The 14,949-nt window shown below is 74.5% G+C and carries 15 protein-coding genes; 10 read left to right on the top strand and 5 right to left on the bottom strand.

The annotated features are described in order from the left end of the window. Window positions 1-17 precede the first annotated feature (17 nt). The 7 genes from CLT75_RS21450 (at window position 18) to CLT75_RS21415 (ending at window position 6,598) form a co-directional block, all read left to right on the top strand. On the top strand, window positions 18-1,415 hold the full coding sequence (locus CLT75_RS21450; protein WP_135242180.1) for an efflux RND transporter periplasmic adaptor subunit: 1,398 nt from the start codon (window positions 18-20) through the stop codon (window positions 1,413-1,415). Next, window positions 1,412-2,281 (top strand): ABC transporter ATP-binding protein, encoded by an 870-nt coding sequence (locus tag CLT75_RS21445; RefSeq protein WP_135242179.1) that lies wholly within the window; start codon window positions 1,412-1,414, stop codon window positions 2,279-2,281. The genes CLT75_RS21450 and CLT75_RS21445 overlap by 4 nt, the downstream gene beginning before the upstream one ends. Then, entirely contained in the window at window positions 2,278-3,462 is a 1,185-nt protein-coding gene (locus tag CLT75_RS21440) for an ABC transporter permease (protein ID WP_135242178.1), read from the top strand. The genes CLT75_RS21445 and CLT75_RS21440 overlap by 4 nt, the downstream gene beginning before the upstream one ends. Before the next feature lie 212 nt (window positions 3,463-3,674). Further along, window positions 3,675-3,884 (top strand): helix-turn-helix domain-containing protein, encoded by a 210-nt coding sequence (locus tag CLT75_RS21435; protein WP_013288759.1) that lies wholly within the window; start codon window positions 3,675-3,677, stop codon window positions 3,882-3,884. A gap of 220 nt (window positions 3,885-4,104) precedes the next feature. After that, a complete protein-coding gene (locus CLT75_RS21430) occupies window positions 4,105-4,206 on the top strand; it encodes a 30S ribosomal protein bS22 (protein ID WP_007465623.1) in 102 nt (33 codons plus the stop codon). Window positions 4,207-4,325: 119 nt separating this feature from the next. Then, entirely contained in the window at window positions 4,326-5,399 is a 1,074-nt protein-coding gene (locus tag CLT75_RS21425; protein WP_135242177.1) for an NAD-dependent epimerase/dehydratase family protein, read from the top strand. Between the two features lie 341 nt (window positions 5,400-5,740). Next, window positions 5,741-6,598, top strand: a complete 858-nt coding sequence (locus CLT75_RS21415; protein WP_030269196.1) for a lysophospholipid acyltransferase family protein — start codon at window positions 5,741-5,743, stop codon at window positions 6,596-6,598. A 15-nt stretch (window positions 6,599-6,613) separates the two neighbouring features. Here the strand turns inward: CLT75_RS21415 and CLT75_RS21410 are convergent, their stop codons facing one another. From CLT75_RS21410 to CLT75_RS21400, 3 genes are all read right to left on the bottom strand, one after another. Continuing rightward, window positions 6,614-7,492, bottom strand: coding sequence for an HAD-IB family hydrolase (locus CLT75_RS21410; RefSeq protein ID WP_135242174.1), 879 nt, complete (start codon window positions 7,490-7,492; stop codon window positions 6,614-6,616). Window positions 7,493-7,603: 111 nt separating this feature from the next. After that, complete coding sequence (locus tag CLT75_RS21405; RefSeq protein ID WP_135242173.1) at window positions 7,604-8,461, bottom strand: DUF5667 domain-containing protein; 858 nt, start codon at window positions 8,459-8,461, stop codon at window positions 7,604-7,606. Between the two features lie 283 nt (window positions 8,462-8,744). Continuing rightward, window positions 8,745-9,716 (bottom strand): ECF subfamily RNA polymerase sigma factor, BldN family, encoded by a 972-nt coding sequence (locus tag CLT75_RS21400; RefSeq protein ID WP_135242172.1) that lies wholly within the window; start codon window positions 9,714-9,716, stop codon window positions 8,745-8,747. 495 nt (window positions 9,717-10,211) lie between these two features. Here CLT75_RS21400 and CLT75_RS21395 point away from each other — a divergent pair, with 495 nt between their 5' ends. The 3 genes from CLT75_RS21395 to CLT75_RS21385 are packed head-to-tail and all read left to right on the top strand — an operon-like array spanning window position 10,212 to window position 12,798. Then, a complete protein-coding gene (locus CLT75_RS21395) occupies window positions 10,212-11,888 on the top strand; it encodes an AMP-binding protein (protein WP_135242171.1) in 1,677 nt (558 codons plus the stop codon). Further along, window positions 11,878-12,132, top strand: a complete 255-nt coding sequence (locus CLT75_RS21390; protein ID WP_013288752.1) for a glutaredoxin family protein — start codon at window positions 11,878-11,880, stop codon at window positions 12,130-12,132. The genes CLT75_RS21395 and CLT75_RS21390 overlap by 11 nt, the downstream gene beginning before the upstream one ends. Window positions 12,133-12,156: 24 nt before the next feature. Further along, complete coding sequence (locus CLT75_RS21385) at window positions 12,157-12,798, top strand: HAD family hydrolase (RefSeq protein WP_135242170.1); 642 nt, start codon at window positions 12,157-12,159, stop codon at window positions 12,796-12,798. 9 nt (window positions 12,799-12,807) lie between these two features. Here the strand turns inward: CLT75_RS21385 and CLT75_RS21380 are convergent, their stop codons facing one another. After that, entirely contained in the window at window positions 12,808-13,464 is a 657-nt protein-coding gene (locus CLT75_RS21380) for a response regulator transcription factor (RefSeq protein ID WP_135242169.1), read from the bottom strand. Window positions 13,465-13,530: 66 nt separating this feature from the next. Beyond that, window positions 13,531-14,835 carry a sensor histidine kinase gene (locus CLT75_RS21375; RefSeq protein ID WP_135242168.1) on the bottom strand — a complete coding sequence of 435 codons (1,305 nt, stop codon included), beginning with the start codon at window positions 14,833-14,835 and terminating at the stop codon, window positions 13,531-13,533. Window positions 14,836-14,949 lie beyond the last annotated feature (114 nt).

The raw sequence follows: 14,949 nt of genomic DNA, 5'->3' as shown, positions 1-14,949 counted from the left end.
TGTCGACGGGTCGTAGCATGGGCCGGGTGGCCCGCACTCCCTCGCCGCGGCTGCCCGCGGCCCGCCGCCCCCGTCTCGTCACCGCGGTGCTCGCCGTCGTCGCGCTGACCGGCACGACCGCCGCGTCCTGCGGCGACGACGCCCCGGCGGTCACCGTCGCCGAGGTGGGCCGCGCGCCGGTCAGCGAGGTGATCGACGCCCCGGCCACAGTCACCGCGCGGGCCGCCGCCACGCTCACCGCGCCCGCCGACGGCACGCTCGCCCGTCTGCGGGTGCAGCCGGGGCAGCGGGTGAGCCGGGGGCAGGTACTCGCGGTGATCGACTCGCCGTCGGCCCGGGACCGCCTGGCGAAGGCGCGGGACGCGCTGCGCGCGGCGAAGCGGGCCGGGCGGGGCGCCGGCACCGGCGACCTGGGCGGCAGCCGGCGCGGCACCGACCGGGCCGCCGACGAGGCGTTCGCCGCCGCCCGCGCCGCCGCGGGCAAGGTCGGCGACCCGCAGGTACGCGCCGCGCTGCTGCTCCAGGTCCAGTCGGCGCAGCGGCAGTACGAGTCGGCCGCCCGCGCCGCCGACCGGGCCGTGGCCCAGGTGCAGCGCGGCGTCGCCGGCCTGAACAGCGCCGTCGGCGCGCTGTCGGCCGCGCAACGACTCCAGGCCCAGCAGGCGTACGACCTGGCGAAGGCGACTGTGGACGCGTTGACGTTGCGCGCGCCGATCGCCGGTGTGGTGCAGCCGGGTGGCACCCGGTCGACGGCACCGGCCGACCTGGCCGGGCTGCTCGGTGCGGCGGGTGGCGCGGGGGTGCCCGGTCTCGACCCGTCGGCGCTGGCCGGTGGCGGGCAGGGCGGCCCGCCGCCGGGGGTGGACGACGCGATCCCGGCCGGTGGCCGGGTCACCGCCGGCACGCCGGTGCTCACCGTGGTGGACATCGGCCGGCTCGGCCTGCTCGCCGAGGTGGACGAGACCGACGTGCTGCTGGTCCGGGCCGGGGTGCCCGCCTCGGTCGAGCTGGACGCGGTGACCGGCGCGACGTACGACGCCACGGTGCGGTCGGTGGACGTGCTGCCGACCAGCTCGGCGCGGGGTGGCGTCACCTACCGGGTCCGGCTCGACCTGGGCGCCGGCCGCCTCGGTGAGGCCGAGGCCGCCCCGGCACCCCGCCCCGGCATGAACGCCGTGGTACGGCTGCGGGTGCGGGAGGCCGCCGACGCGGTGGCGGTGCCGGCGTCGGCGGTGTTCTCGGCCGACGGGCGGGACGCCGTCTGGGTGCTGCGCGACGGCCGGGCCGACCGGGTGCCGGTGACGGTGGGCGTGCAGGGGCAGGACCTGGTGCAGATCGTCGACGGCGTACGGGCCGGTGACCGGGTGGTGGTGCGCGGCGCCGACCAGGTACGCGACGGCCAGGAACTGCGGTGACCGTACCGGCGGTCGAGGCGGTCGACGTCTGGCGCACGTACGAGCTGGACGGCGTCTCGGTGTCCGCGCTGCGCGGGGTGTCGCTCACCATCGACCAGGGCGAGTACGTGGCGGTGATCGGCCCCTCCGGCTCGGGCAAGTCGACGCTCATGCACCTGCTCGGCGGGCTGGACCGGCCCAGCGGCGGCCGGCTGGTGATCGGCGGGCGGGACGTGACCACGCTCACCGCGCCGGAGCTGGCGACGCTGCGCAACGAGACGATCGGCTTCGTGTTCCAGGCGTTCCACCTACTGGCCCGTACGTCGGCTGTGGACAACGTGGCGTTGCCGCTCGTCTACCGGGGTGTCGGGGCGCGGCAGCGGCGGGAACGGGCGGCGGCGATGCTGGGCCGGGTGGGGCTCGGCCACCGGCTGCACCACCGGCCCAACCAGCTCTCCGGCGGCGAGCAGCAGCGGGTGGCGATCGCCCGTGCGCTGGTCACCGAACCGGCGGTGCTGCTCGCCGACGAGCCGACCGGCAACCTGGACAGCGCCACCGGCGAGGCGGTGCTGGAACTGCTGGAACAGTTGAACGCCGAGTCCGGGGTGGCGCTGGTGATGGTGACCCACGACCAGGAGGTGGCCGCCCGGGCACACCGGCGCATCGCGGTACGGGACGGGCTGATCCGGTCCGACAGCCTTCATGATCGACCGCCGTCGGACGGCTCCGGCGTACCTGCGACACTGGACCCCGCTCCCAGCGCGGAGCCCCGGTTCGCGTCCGGAAGCGGCCCGGGGCACCCGCCCGGTGGCCCCGGTGGCGCCACCGGGGCCACCGGGCGCCTTCCGCGGGCCGCGGACGGCCGTCAGCAGGGCGGCGCCGGATGAGGCTCGCCGAGGCGTGGCGGGTGGCGTCGGACGCGCTGCGGGCCAACCGGATGCGCAGCCTGCTGACCATGCTCGGGGTGATCATCGGGGTGGCCTCGGTGGTGATCCTGGTGGCCATCGGCACCGGCACGAAGCAGCAGGTCGAGCAGCAGGTCGAAGGGCTCGGCTCGAACCTGCTGCTGGTGGTGCCGGGCCGGATCGAGGTGGGCAACGCGCCTGTGGTCTCGCCGCTGGACCTCAGCGACGCCGACGCGGTCTCCCGGGTGGTCGGCGACCCCGGCCGGGTCGCCGTCACGGTGGCCTCCGGCGCGACCGCGCGGGCCGGCAACCGGTCCGACTTCACCACCGTGCAGGGCGTCCTGGAGACCACCCCGTCGGTGTTCACCAGGTCGCTGTCGCGGGGCCGCTACCTCACCGGGGCGGACGTGGACACCAGCCGCCGGGTGGCGGTGCTCGGCGACTCGGTGGCCCAGGCCCTGTTCCCCGACCGGGATCCGCTCGGCCAGCAGGTCACGCTGGCCGGCGTGCGGTTCCGGGTGATCGGCGTCTTCGCCCCGCTCGGGCAGAGCCTCGGCGTGGACCGGGACGACGAGGTGCACGTACCGGTCACGGCGGCGCAACGGCTGTGGGGCACCCAGCGCATCGACGGCATCGCGGTGAAGGCGCCGGACCGGGAGCGGATCGACGAACTCGGTGACCGGATCGTCGCGGAGCTGTCCCGCCGGCACCCGGACACCGAGTTCAGCGCCGTCACCCAGCGGCAGATCCTCGGCGTGCTCGGCGACATCCTGGGCGTCCTGACCGGCGTACTGGCCGCCATCGCGGGCATCTCGCTGCTCGTCGGCGGCGTCGGCGTCTCCAACATCATGCTGGTCTCGGTACGCGAGCGAACCCGCGAGATCGGCCTGCGCAAGGCGGTCGGCGCCCGCCCCCGCGACATCGGCGTGCAGTTCCTGCTGGAGGCGGTGCTGCTCACCTCGGTCGGCGGCCTGACCGGGATGGCGCTGGGCGTCGGCACCGCACTGCTCGTGGACGCGTTCTCGCCGATCCCGGCGGCGATCACCTGGTGGTCGCTGGCGCTGGCGTTCGGCGTCTCCGCGGCGGTCGGCATCGTCTTCGGCGTGGTGCCGGCGCAGCGGGCCGGACGGCTCGACCCGGTGGTGGCGCTGCGCGCCGAGTAGACGGCGGCGCCCGGATCGGACGAGACACCCGTCCGGGCGAAAAAGCCCTGGTGGACATCGGGTGAACGGCTGTCTCGCCATGATCAAAGGGTGGAAGGGATCGCGCAGGTCACAGCCGTCCCGCTACCGTACTGGTTACACGCGCGTCGCTCGTCGAGGCGGGAACACCTGCCCGGTGACACGCGCCGGGCACGGGAATGGGTCGGTGAGCCATGGCCGGGTCGCAGTCCGACGCACGGCTGTCGGATGTCAGGTTCCTGACCGTCGCCGAGGTGGCGACGGTCATGCGGGTCTCCAAGATGACCGTCTACCGCCTCGTGCACAGCGGTGAGCTGACCGCGGTACGGGTCGGCCGGTCGTTCCGGGTGCCCGAGCACGCCGTGCACGAATACCTCCGGGGCGCCTTCCAGGAGTCCGCCTGAGCCCTCGGCGCACCGTCCGCCGAGTGCGACGAAAAGGGGCATCGACGGGGGCGCGTTGGTCCTGCTGACGCACTCCGGTTAGGCTGGGCCACGACCGTGACCGCTCTCTGGTGTGCCCTGCCCACCACGCTGGTCCGGTCCGTTGTCCGCAAGCGGTCACGGCGCCACCCGTGGTGGTGCCGTCCGGTCCGCCCCGCACGTTGCATCGAAAGGCTGTCGTATGGGCTCGGTGGTCAAGAAGCGCCGCAAGCGCATGGCTAAGAAGAAGCACCGCAAGCTGCTGCGCAAGACCCGCGTCCAGCGTCGCCGTCTCGGCAAGTGACCGGGGCCGGGCAGCAGCCCGGCACCGGCACCACTTGCCAACTGTCGACCCTCGGAGGCTCAGGTGATCAGGCCGCGGACGTCCCGGCTCGATCCCGCCTGCCGCGCTAGGCGCACGACATGACCCCCGGTGACACCTCCGGTGCCCCGGGGGTCGTCGTCGTCACCGGGGTCGGGCGCTGGCTCGGCGCCCACGTGGCCGCCCGGCTCGCCGCCGACGAGCGCATCGAACGCGTCATCGGGGTCGACCCGGCACCACCCAACCCCGAGCTGACCGACCTGCTCTCCGACGTCGAACGCATCCGCCTGGACCTCGACTCGCTCGGCGGCCTCCTGCACGACCTCGACGTCGACACCGTGGTGCACCTGGCGCTCGTCACCGCCCCCGACCCGCAGCAGGGCGGCCGGGCGGGGATGAAGGAACAGAACGTCATCGGCACCATGCAGCTGCTCGCCGCCGCGCAACGCGCGCCCCGGCTGCGCAAGCTCGTGGTCCGCTCGTCCACCGCCGCGTACGGGGTGTCGTTCCGCGATCCGGCCGTCTTCACCGAGGAGACCGAGCCGCGCGAGGTGCCGCGCGGCGGTTTCGGCCGCGACATCCTCGACATCGAGGGGTACGTCCGCGGGTTCCGCCGCCGCCGGCCCGACGTCACCGCGACGGTGCTGCGTTTCGCGCCGTTCATCGGGTACGCCGCCGACACCACGCTCACCCGCTACTTCTCCCAGCCGGTGGTGCCCACCGTCTTCGGCCGCGACCCGCGCCTGCAGTTCGTGCACTTCGACGACGCGTTGGAGGTGCTGCACCGGTCGGTCGCCGAGGACCACCCGGGCACGTACAACGTCGCCGGGCCGGGTGTGCTGTCGCTGTCGCAGGCGATCCGCCGGGCCGGCCGGGTGGCGGTGCCGGTGCTGGAACCGGGCCTGGCCGGGGTCGCGGCGATCGCCCGTAGTCTGGGCTTCGGCCGGTACGGCTTGGACCAGGTGGACCTCTTCGTGCACGGCCGGGTGGTGGACACCAGCCGACTGGAGCGGGAGTACGGCTTCACGCCCCGTTCGACCGCCGCCGCGTTCGACGACTTCATCCGCGCCCACCACGGCGGGGTCGTGGTGACCCGCGATCAACTCGCCGCCGCCGAGCAGTTGGTGCTGGAAAGCATCCGGCAGGTCCGCTCGACCGTCCGGGAGCGTTCGTGAGCAGCCCCGACGAGCGGCGTGACGGGCGCTTCGACGTACCGCTGGGTGTGCCGGATCCGGGCGCGGAGCCGGCGCGGCGCAACGGGCACCGCCGGGTGACCGCGCCGTCCGCCCGCCCGGCGGCATCGCCGGACGAGCCGGACACCTCCGCCGACGAGCCGGGTGCCGCCGCCGGCGCGGGCGTTCCCGGCCCGGCCACGCCCCAGCAGCCGGCGAAGAAGACGGTCGCCAAGAAGACCGTCGCCAAGAAAGCCGTCGCCAAGAAGGCGGTGGCGAAGAAGGCGGTGGCTGAGCCGACGGCCGGGAGCAAGCCGGCCGGTGAGACGCCGAACGGCCCGGCGGTGGCCGACCGGCCGGGGGACCACTGGGACCGCAAGGTGGCCCAGGGGCTGGCGTTCCTGCGGCGGCGGCTCGCCGGTGACTACGAGGTCGACGAGTTCGGCTTCGACCCCGACCTGACCGACGCGGTCGTCCACCCGCTGGTCCGGCTGCTCTACCGGGACTGGTTCCGCACCGAGGTCAGCGGCATCGAGCACGTACCGGACGAGGGCGCCGGCCTCGTCGTGGGCAACCACTCCGGCACCGTGGCGCTCGACGCGCTGATCCTCTCCACCGCGCTGCACGACCGGCACCCGGCGCACCGCTACCTGCGGCTGCTCGGCGCCGACCTGGTCTTCCGGATGCCCGTCGTCTCCGAGATCGCCCGCAAGACCGGCGGCACCGTCGCGTGCAACCCGGACGCGGAGCGGCTGCTCGGCAACGGGGAGCTGGTGGGCGTGTTCCCGGAGGGCTTCAAGGGCGTCGGCAAGCTCTACGCCGACCGCTACAAGCTCCAGCGCTTCGGGCGGGGCGGGTTCGTCTCCGCCGCGCTGCGCACCGGGACGCCGATCGTGCCGGTCGCGATAGTCGGCGGCGAGGAGATCTATCCGATGCTCGCCGACATCAAGCCGCTGGCCCGGCTGCTCAAACTGCCGTACTTCCCGGTCACGCCGACGTTCCCCTGGCTGGGGCCGCTGGGCATGGTGCCGCTGCCGAGCAAGTGGCTGATCGAGTTCTGCCCGCCGATCCCGACCGCGCACCTGCGTGACGCGGCGGACGACCCGCTCGTGGTGTTCAACCTCGCCGACCAGGTGCGGGAGACGATCCAGCAGACGCTGCACAAGCTGCTCGAACGCCGGCCGGACCCGTTCGGCCCCTGAGCCGGGCCGCGTCGGTCAGGCGTCGCGGTGGCGGCGCCGGTGCAGCGCCAGGCCGGCCGTGACCGCGCCGGCGAGCAGCCCGGCCGCCGCGGTGGAGGGCACGGCGATGCGTGCGGCCCGACGCCCGGTGCGGAAGTCGCGCACGTCCCAGCCCCGCTCGCGGGCCTGCCGCAGCAGCGCCGGATCGGGGTTCACCGCCACCGCGCGGCCGACGGCGGAGAGCATCGGCAGGTCGTTCGCCGAGTCGCTGTAGGCGGCGCACCGGGCCAGGTCCAGCCCTTCCACGGCGGCGAGCTGGGTGACCGCCTCGGCCTTCGCCGGCCCGTGCATCAGGTCACCGACCAGCCGACCGGTGTACGCGCCGTCGACCACCTCGGCCACAGTGCCGATCGCGCCGGTCAGGCCGAGCCGGGTCGCGATCACCCGGCCGATCTCCACCGGGGCGGCGCTGACCAGCCACACCCGCTCGCCCGCGTCGAGGTGACGCTGGGCGAGGCGACGGGTGCCGGCCCAGATGCGCGGCGCCATCAGCTCGTCGAAGATCTCGTCGGCGAGGCGCTCGATGTCGTCGACCCGCCAGCCCTGGACGAAGGCGAGCGCGGCCTCCTTGGCCTGCGACATGTCGCCCGCGTGCTCGGTGGCGAGCAGCCGGAACCGCGCCTGCTGCCAGGCGAACCGGGCCAGGTCGCCGGTGGTGAAGTACTTCCGGGCGGCCAGCCCGCGGGCGAACCAGTAGATCGACGCGCCCTGCATCATCGTGTTGTCCACGTCGAAGAACGCGGCCGCAGTGGGGTCGGGCGTGACTGTCGTCGCCGGCGCCGAGGGGGTCTCCGACCAGCCCGCGGTGTGCCCGTGCGCGTCGGTGCTGACGGTCACCTTCCGGCTCCCGGCCACGGCGACCTCCCTGCCTCGACGACGCGAACGTGCTCCGAGTCGAGCGTATCCGGCACGGTGTGACGGCCGGGTGTCCGCCGGGAGAAGTGTGGCGCGGTAGGCGTCGACCGCTCAGCGGTCGGCCGGGCAGGTGGACGGCGCGGGCCCGAGCATGTCGCTGGCCTGCGGCGCGGGCAGCCCGCAGGCGATCGCCTCGCGGAGCGCGTCGGCGCGCTTGCCGGCCGCGTCGAGCAGGGACAGCGAGCGCCGGGTGCGCTCCCGGTCGGCGTGGTCGGGCCGGTCGAGCAGGCCGCTGACCACCCGGCGCTGGCCGGCGAGGAACGTGTCCACCGCGTCCAGCGCCGCCGGGTCGGAGCGCTGCGCGGCGACAGTGGTCAGCAGGCGTACGCCCTGGCGGGTGTCCGCGTCCATGTCGTCCAGGACGGCGCTGAAGCCGAGCCGGTCGTCGCGCACCGAGGCGGCCTCGTCGAGCCGGGTGCGGGCGAAGTCGAGGAAGAGCTGCCCACGGCTGATGTCCGAGCTGGCGAGCGCGAGCTGGGCGCGCTCGGTGGAGCGCTTCATGCCGTACAGGGCGTCACCGGGCAGCGCGTTCTCGCTGGCGGCGGAGATGCCGGAGAGGGCGATCGCCCCGGCGGCCACGCCGACCAGGATCGCGCCCCGGGCCCGTGCCCGGCGGCCGGTGATGGCGGGGAGCAGCGCGCCGCGTACGCCGGAGGTGCCGGTCTTGTCCGGAGCGCCGACGCCCTCGCGTTCGGCGGTGGCCACGAGCATTGCCCGCAGGCCGGTACGGAACTCGGCGTCCACCTCGACGTCGGGCCGCTCGGCGGTGATCCGGCGGCTGACCTCGACGAGCGCGGTGAGTTCACCGTCCGCCTTGGACCGGACGTGGTGCCGGCGTCCGCCGTTGGCCTCGTCGAGGAGTTGCGCGAAGCGCTCGGCTCGCCGACGGGAGAAGAGGTCGCTGTCCACCGCGGCACCCCCTCTCGCTGGTCACGGCCGGGCGGCCGTCGTCGTCACCAGCGACCGGTGGCAGCGTGTGGCCCGAAGCCGACCGGAACGGCCGACCTGACCCGCCGGACCGGGTGGCCCGGGGGACGCCGGGACAACCACTGGTCGCACCCGGAGAAACGGACCGCGCCGGTTGCCGGTTACGGCTGGGGCGGCGGCGAAATCACCGGGAGTGAGGGGCGGGGTGGGGTACGTCGGGCATGCGACACCGCCCGGCGAGCGTGCGCCGGCCGGGTCGGACCGATCAGGAGTGGAAGCCGTCGGGCAGCAGCCGGGCCAGCGCCCGGACCGCCCGGTACTGCAGGGCCTTGATGGCGCCCTCGTTCTTGCCCATGGCGCGGGCCGTCTCGGCCACCGAGAAGCCCTGGAGGAACCGCAGCACGATGCACTCCTGCTGCTCCGGGTTGAGCTGCTTGACGGCGGTGAGCAGGGCGACGTTCGTGATGTGTTCCACCACCGCCGCCTCGGGGCTGCCCTCGGGCCCGCGGTCCTCCCGGTCGGCGTCCAGGACGTCACCGGTGGTGACCTCCAGCCGGTAGCGCCCGGACTTGAAGTGGTCGGCGACCAGGTTGCGGGCGATGGTGACAAGCCAGGCGCCGAGGTCGCGTCCCTGCCAGGTGAAGCTGCCGATCCGCTTGAGCGCCCGCAGGAACGTGTCGGAGGTGAGGTCCTCGGCGAGCTGGCGGTTGCCGACGCGGAAGTAGACGAACCGGAAGACGGTGTCGACGTACCTGTCATAGATCAGCCCGAACGCCTCGGACTCGCCCGCCTGCGCGCGTTCGACCAGCGTCCACACCTCGGTGGCCGGGTCGGACGGGTCGGGGCGGCTGGGGAAGCCGGTGGCGGGCGCGGCGGCCGGTACGGCGGGCAGCACGGCGGTGTCACCGGTGGTGACCGCCGGCAGGATCGCGGTCTCGGCGGCGGACGGCTCGGTCCCGGTCGCCGCGTCGCCGCGTCGCGCCTGGACCGGCATGGTCGGGCGGGTCGGGCTGCCCAGGCGGCCGGTCGTGGGCTTCGCGTTGCCGCCCGGGGTCGCGGGGCGGGGCGGTGCCTCGTTCGTGTGGTGCGCGCGGCTGCGGACGCGTCGCCCGTCACCGCGTACCGCGAGCGGGCCGTCGGCGCTCCGCGGGCCGGGGTCCGCGCGTTCGTTGAGCGGGTTGCGCTGGGCCGGGCCGGTGACGCCGGCCGGTCGTTCGGCGTAACCGAAGGTGGTCACCGCGCCTCCCCAGGCTTGGCGGACAGTGACCGCGCCGGAGGACCGGGTAACACCCGGTCGGGCACGGCCGGGTCGGGACGTGCCGGCGGGCGGCAGATCCCCTTGAGGTGCTGGTCCAATGCGCTCACGGGCACGGGGGCCTCCTCGGGCTGAGGGGTGTCGACTCACGGCAAATGGGGTGAGCCGACCCGAGTGATGATAGGGCCAACGTCACCCACGCGTGGCAAGTCCGTTACACAGAGCGGAAGTATTTCCCGCCAGGTCGCACACATGGCGGACCGGTTGTCCGTCGCGTGTGGTTGACTTTCGCGCCGGAACCTGGTCCGCAGTGGAAAGTCCTGGTCGGAGCCGATTTTCTTTTCGCTCGGCGTGTCGCGGCAGCGGTGCGGCCGGGTCACTTCCGGCTGTCCGCCCGGACACCGGTGGAGATCCTCATCCCGTGGCTAGGAATCCCACCGTACGGCAATTGCAGTCCCGTGCGGCGGACCCGGCGCCGTGTTCGGGCATGGCCTGTCGGACACCGCTGTGCCAGACTCAGCCACCGTGCAGGACGCCGCCGAAAGCTCCGCGCCGAACCTCGCCGACCGGCTCCGCCACGCCGCTCTGGAGCGGGGCGACCGGGCCGCGCTGCACTGGCGCGACCGGACGCTGACCTGGTCCGAGCTGGACGACGCGGTCACCGCCACCGCCCGCGCGCTGCTCGCCGGCGCGCCGCCCGCCGACGGAACCGGCCACCCGCCGAGGGTGGCGATCGCGTTCGGCAACACGCCGGACTTCGTGGTCACCTACCTCGCCGCGCTCCGGGCCGGCCTGGTGGCCGTACCTGTCAACCCCACGCTGACCGCCCGCGAGCTGCGGCACGTCCTCGCCGACTCCGGCGCGGCCGTGCTGGTCGGCGCGCCCGCGGTGACCGGCCGCGTGGACCCGGCCGACCTGCCCGCGCTGCGCGCCGTACACACCGCGTCGCCGGTCACCGGCGACGACACCCCGGCCCGGTTCCCGGCCCGCTCCGGCGACGACCTCGCCGTCCTGCTCTACACCTCCGGCACCGAGGGCCGGCCCAAGGGCGCGATGCTGTCGCACCGGGCGCTCGCCGCCAACCACGACCAGGTCGACCGCATCGAACCACCTGTGGTCGGCCCCGGCGACGTCGTGCTGCTCGCGCTTCCGCTGTTCCACGCGTACGGGCTGAACTCCGCGCTCGGCGCCGTCGTGCGGCACGGCGCGACCGGGGTGCTCGTCGACGAGCCCGGTCCGGCCGGTGCGCTGGACGACATCGCCCGGCACCGGGTCACAGTGCTCGTCGGCGTACCGTCGATGTTCCTGACCTGGGCCGAGGCGGAGCGTGACCCGGCCGCGGCGCTCGCCTCCGTGCGCGTCGCGGTGTGCGGCGCGGCGCCGCTGCCGCTCGCGGCCGGCGCGCGCTTCACCGAGCTGACCGGGCATCCGGTGCACGTCGGCTACGGGCTCACCGAGACCGCGCCGGTGCTCACCTCGACGCTCGTCGGCGGCGAGCCGAAACCGGGGTCGATCGGCCGCCCGCTGCCCGGCGTCGGGCTGCGCCTGGTCGGATCCGACGGCACCGAGCTGTGGCGCGACGGGGTGCCCGCCGACGCCCCCGACGAGGACGAGATGGACCTCTCCGACGAGGCGGCCGGCACCGACCCCGGGCAGATCGTGGTACGCGGCCCGAACCTGTTCGCCGGTTACTGGCCGGACGGGCGGGGCGGGCCGGACCCGGACGGCTGGTGGGCCACCGGCGACGTGGCGTACGCCGACGGCGACGGCGACCTGTTCCTGGTCGACCGGCTCGGCGAGCTGATCCTGGTCAACGGCTTCAACGTCTACCCGCACGAGGTGGAGCTGGTGCTCCGGGCCCACCCCGGCGTGGCCGAGTCGGCAGTCCTCGGTGTGCCGCACCCGCGGACCGGCGAGACTGTGCGGGCGTACGTGGTCCGGGCGGCCGGCCCGCCGGTGACGGCGGAGGATCTGCTCGCCCACTGCGCGCGTAACCTGGCCCGGTTCAAGTGCCCGACCGCCGTCGAGTTCGTCGACAGCCTGCCGTACTCGGCGATCGGGAAGGTACGCAAGACCGAGCTGCGCCCGGCGCCCGCGGTGCCGTCCCCGGCGACGCCGACCGAGATCCGCACGGAGGTATCCGATGTCCAGTGACCCGAGGCTCATCCTGATCACCCGGCCCGGCTGCCACCTGTGCGACGACGCGAAGGCCGCGCTCGACCGGGTGGTGGCGGTCACCGGCGACCGCTGGGTGGAGCGGGACGTCACCGGCGACCTGGAGATGGAGCGCGACTACGGCGACCGGCTGCCTGTGGTGCTGCTCGACGGCAAGGAGCACGGCTACTGGCGGGTCGAGGAGGACCGGCTGCTGCGCGACCTGACCACGCCGCAGCTCTAGCCTTAGAGTGCTCGGGTGACGGGTATGCGACGCCACCTCGTGTGGGACTGGAACGGAACGCTCCTCGACGATCTCGACCTGGTGGTCCAGGCCACGAACGTCGCGTTAACCAGCGCCGGCGGACCGGCGGTCACCGCCGCCGAGCACCGGGTGCGGTTCCGGCGGCCGATCGCCGACTACTACGCCGAGATGCTCGGCCGGGCCGTGGACGCCGAGGCGTTCGGTGCGCTCGACCGGGTCTTCCACGACGCGTACCGGGCCGGGCTGACCACCTGCGCCCTGGCCGCCGACGCCACCACCGCGATCGAGTCCTGGGACGGCAGCCAGTCGCTGCTGTCCATGTGGTTCCACGACGAGCTGGTGCCGACCGTGCACACGTACGGGCTGACCCCGCACTTCCGCCGGGTGGACGGGCTGCGCGCCACCGTCGGCGGCGGGCGGAAGGCCGAGTGGCTGGAGAAGCACCTGGCCGAGCTGGGACTGGGCGGGCACGAGGTGGTGCTGATCGGCGACTCGCTCGACGACGCCGACGCGGCCGCCTCGGTCGGTGCCCGCTGCGTCCTCTACACCGGTGGCCTGTCCGACCCGGACCGGCTGCGCGGCAGCGGCCACCCGGCCGCCGACACGCTCACCGAGGCGGTGACGCTGGCCCGCACGCTCGCCTGACCTCCCCGCTCAGGCCCGCAGGTGGGCCAGGACGGCCAGGACGCGGCGGTGGTGGGTGGTCGCGTCCGGGGGCAGGTCCAGCTTGGTGAAGATGTTGCGGACGTGCTTCTCGACCGCGCCGTCGCTCACCACGAGGGCCCGCGCGATGGCGGTGTTCGAGCGGCCCTCGGCCATCAGCGCCAGCACCTCGCGCTCGCGCGGGGTCAGCGACGCCAGCGGGTCGTCGCGCCGCCGCCGGACCAGCAACTGGCTGATCACCTCCGGGTCGAGCACGGTGCCGCCGGCCGCCACCCGGGCCAGGCCGTCGAGGAACTCGTCGATCGCGGCGACCCGGTCCTTGAGCAGGTAGCCGATCCCGCCGCCGCCCCCGCCCGCGGTGTCCAGCAGGTCGTCGGCGTACGACACCTCGACGTACTGGGAGAGCACCAGGATCGGCGTACCAGGCACCCGGCGTCGGGCCTCCACCGCGGCGCGCAGTCCCTCGTCGGTGTGTGACGGCGGCATCCGCACGTCCACCACCGAGACGTCGGGCCGGTGCGCCACCACCGCCTCGACCAGCGCGTCACCGTCACCGACGGCCGCCACCACCTCGTGCCCGAACTCGGTCAGCAGCCGGACCAGCCCCTCCCGGAGCAGTACGGCGTCGTCCGCGATCACCACCCGCATGGGTCCGGTGTCTATCACGCCCGGACCCGGTGGCCGCCCGGCGGCCCCGGATCCGGGCGAAACGGGTCACCTCGGCAGTTCGGCGTGGATCCGGGTCGGCCCGCCGGCCGGGCTGTCCACCTCCAGCGTGCCGCCGGCCGCCCGGACCCGGTCGGCGATGCCGCTGAGCCCGTGCCCCTTTGCCACGTGCGCGCCGCCGTCTCCGTCGTCGGTGACGGTGATCTCCAGCCGGCCCACCTTCCGGGTGACCTCCACCCGGCAGGCGGTCGCCCGGCTGTGCTTCGAGACGTTCGTCAGAGCCTCTGCCACCACGAAGTACGCGGTGCTCTCCAGTCCCGGGTCGAGACGGCCGGCGGCGGTGCCCAGGTCGTCGTCGAGCGCCAGTTCGGTGGGCACCAGGGCGCGGGCGGCGAGCGCGGCGAGCGCGCTGGGCAGCCCTCGGTCGACCAGGATCGGCGGCGCGATGCCCCGGGAGAGGGCACGCAGCTCGTCCAGCGTCTCCCGGGTCTGCGCGACCGCCTCGTCCAGCGTCTGCCGGGCCGCCTCCGGGTCGGCGGTGAGCTGGTGGCGGGCCCGGCCCAGGTCCATGGCGAGCCGGACCAGCCGCTGCTGCGGGCCGTCGTGGATGTCACGCTCCAGCCGGCGCAGCGCGACCGCCTCGGCCGAGGCGGCGGCCCGCTTCTGCTCCTCCAGCGTGACGATCCGCTGCCGCATCTCGGCCACGCCGGTGAGCAGCGAGTACGCCAGCCCGGCCTGGAGCCGGGCGCAGCCCCGGGCCATCAGCGGGAGCGTGAACAGGGCGAACAGCCCGATCGCGGTGTTCAGGGCGATCCGCGCGCCCGCGCCGTCGCCCATCCCGAGGAGCTGGCTCAGGTCCTGTTCGCCGGCGCCACGCGGGATGGCCCAGTCGTAGGTGATGTAGAGCGTGCCGCCCAGGGCCAGCACCCACCACACCACCAGCACCACGAACGTGGGCACCGCCACCAGCAACCGGAGGAACGCGTGGAGCAGGTCGAGCCACGACTGCACATCCCGGATCGGGGTGAACACCCGCCGCCAGAACCCGGCGCCCGGCTCCGGCGTGCGGTAGACCGGCCGTACCCGGGGCCGGTCCAGCACCCCGGCGAGCCGGAGCCGCTCGATGTCGGCCAGCCCGCGGGCCGCGTAGAGGAAGCCGGCGAGGATCGGCAGGCCGAGCGTGGTCACCAGCAGCCCGGCGCTGAGTGAGATCCCCACCACTGCCAGCACGAAGCCGACGAGCGCCAGCGGGAAGCCCACCAGTACGTAGGTGGTCTCGCGGGCGAGGCGGCGCAGGAGCCCGTGGACGGGGGACAGCGGAGTGGGCGCGGTGGCGAGTGGTGCGGCGGTCATGGTTCGAGGCTATGGGCGCGCGCCCCGCCCACCCATCCCGCACGCTGGCCTTTCGGGGGTGGGGTTGTCCCTACTGAAAACGTGAGACTCGCCTCGCCACGCCGGTCACGGAGC

This window comes from Micromonospora sp. CNZ285, from assembly GCF_004637285.1.
This window is presented reverse-complemented; position numbering and strand designations above follow the sequence as displayed.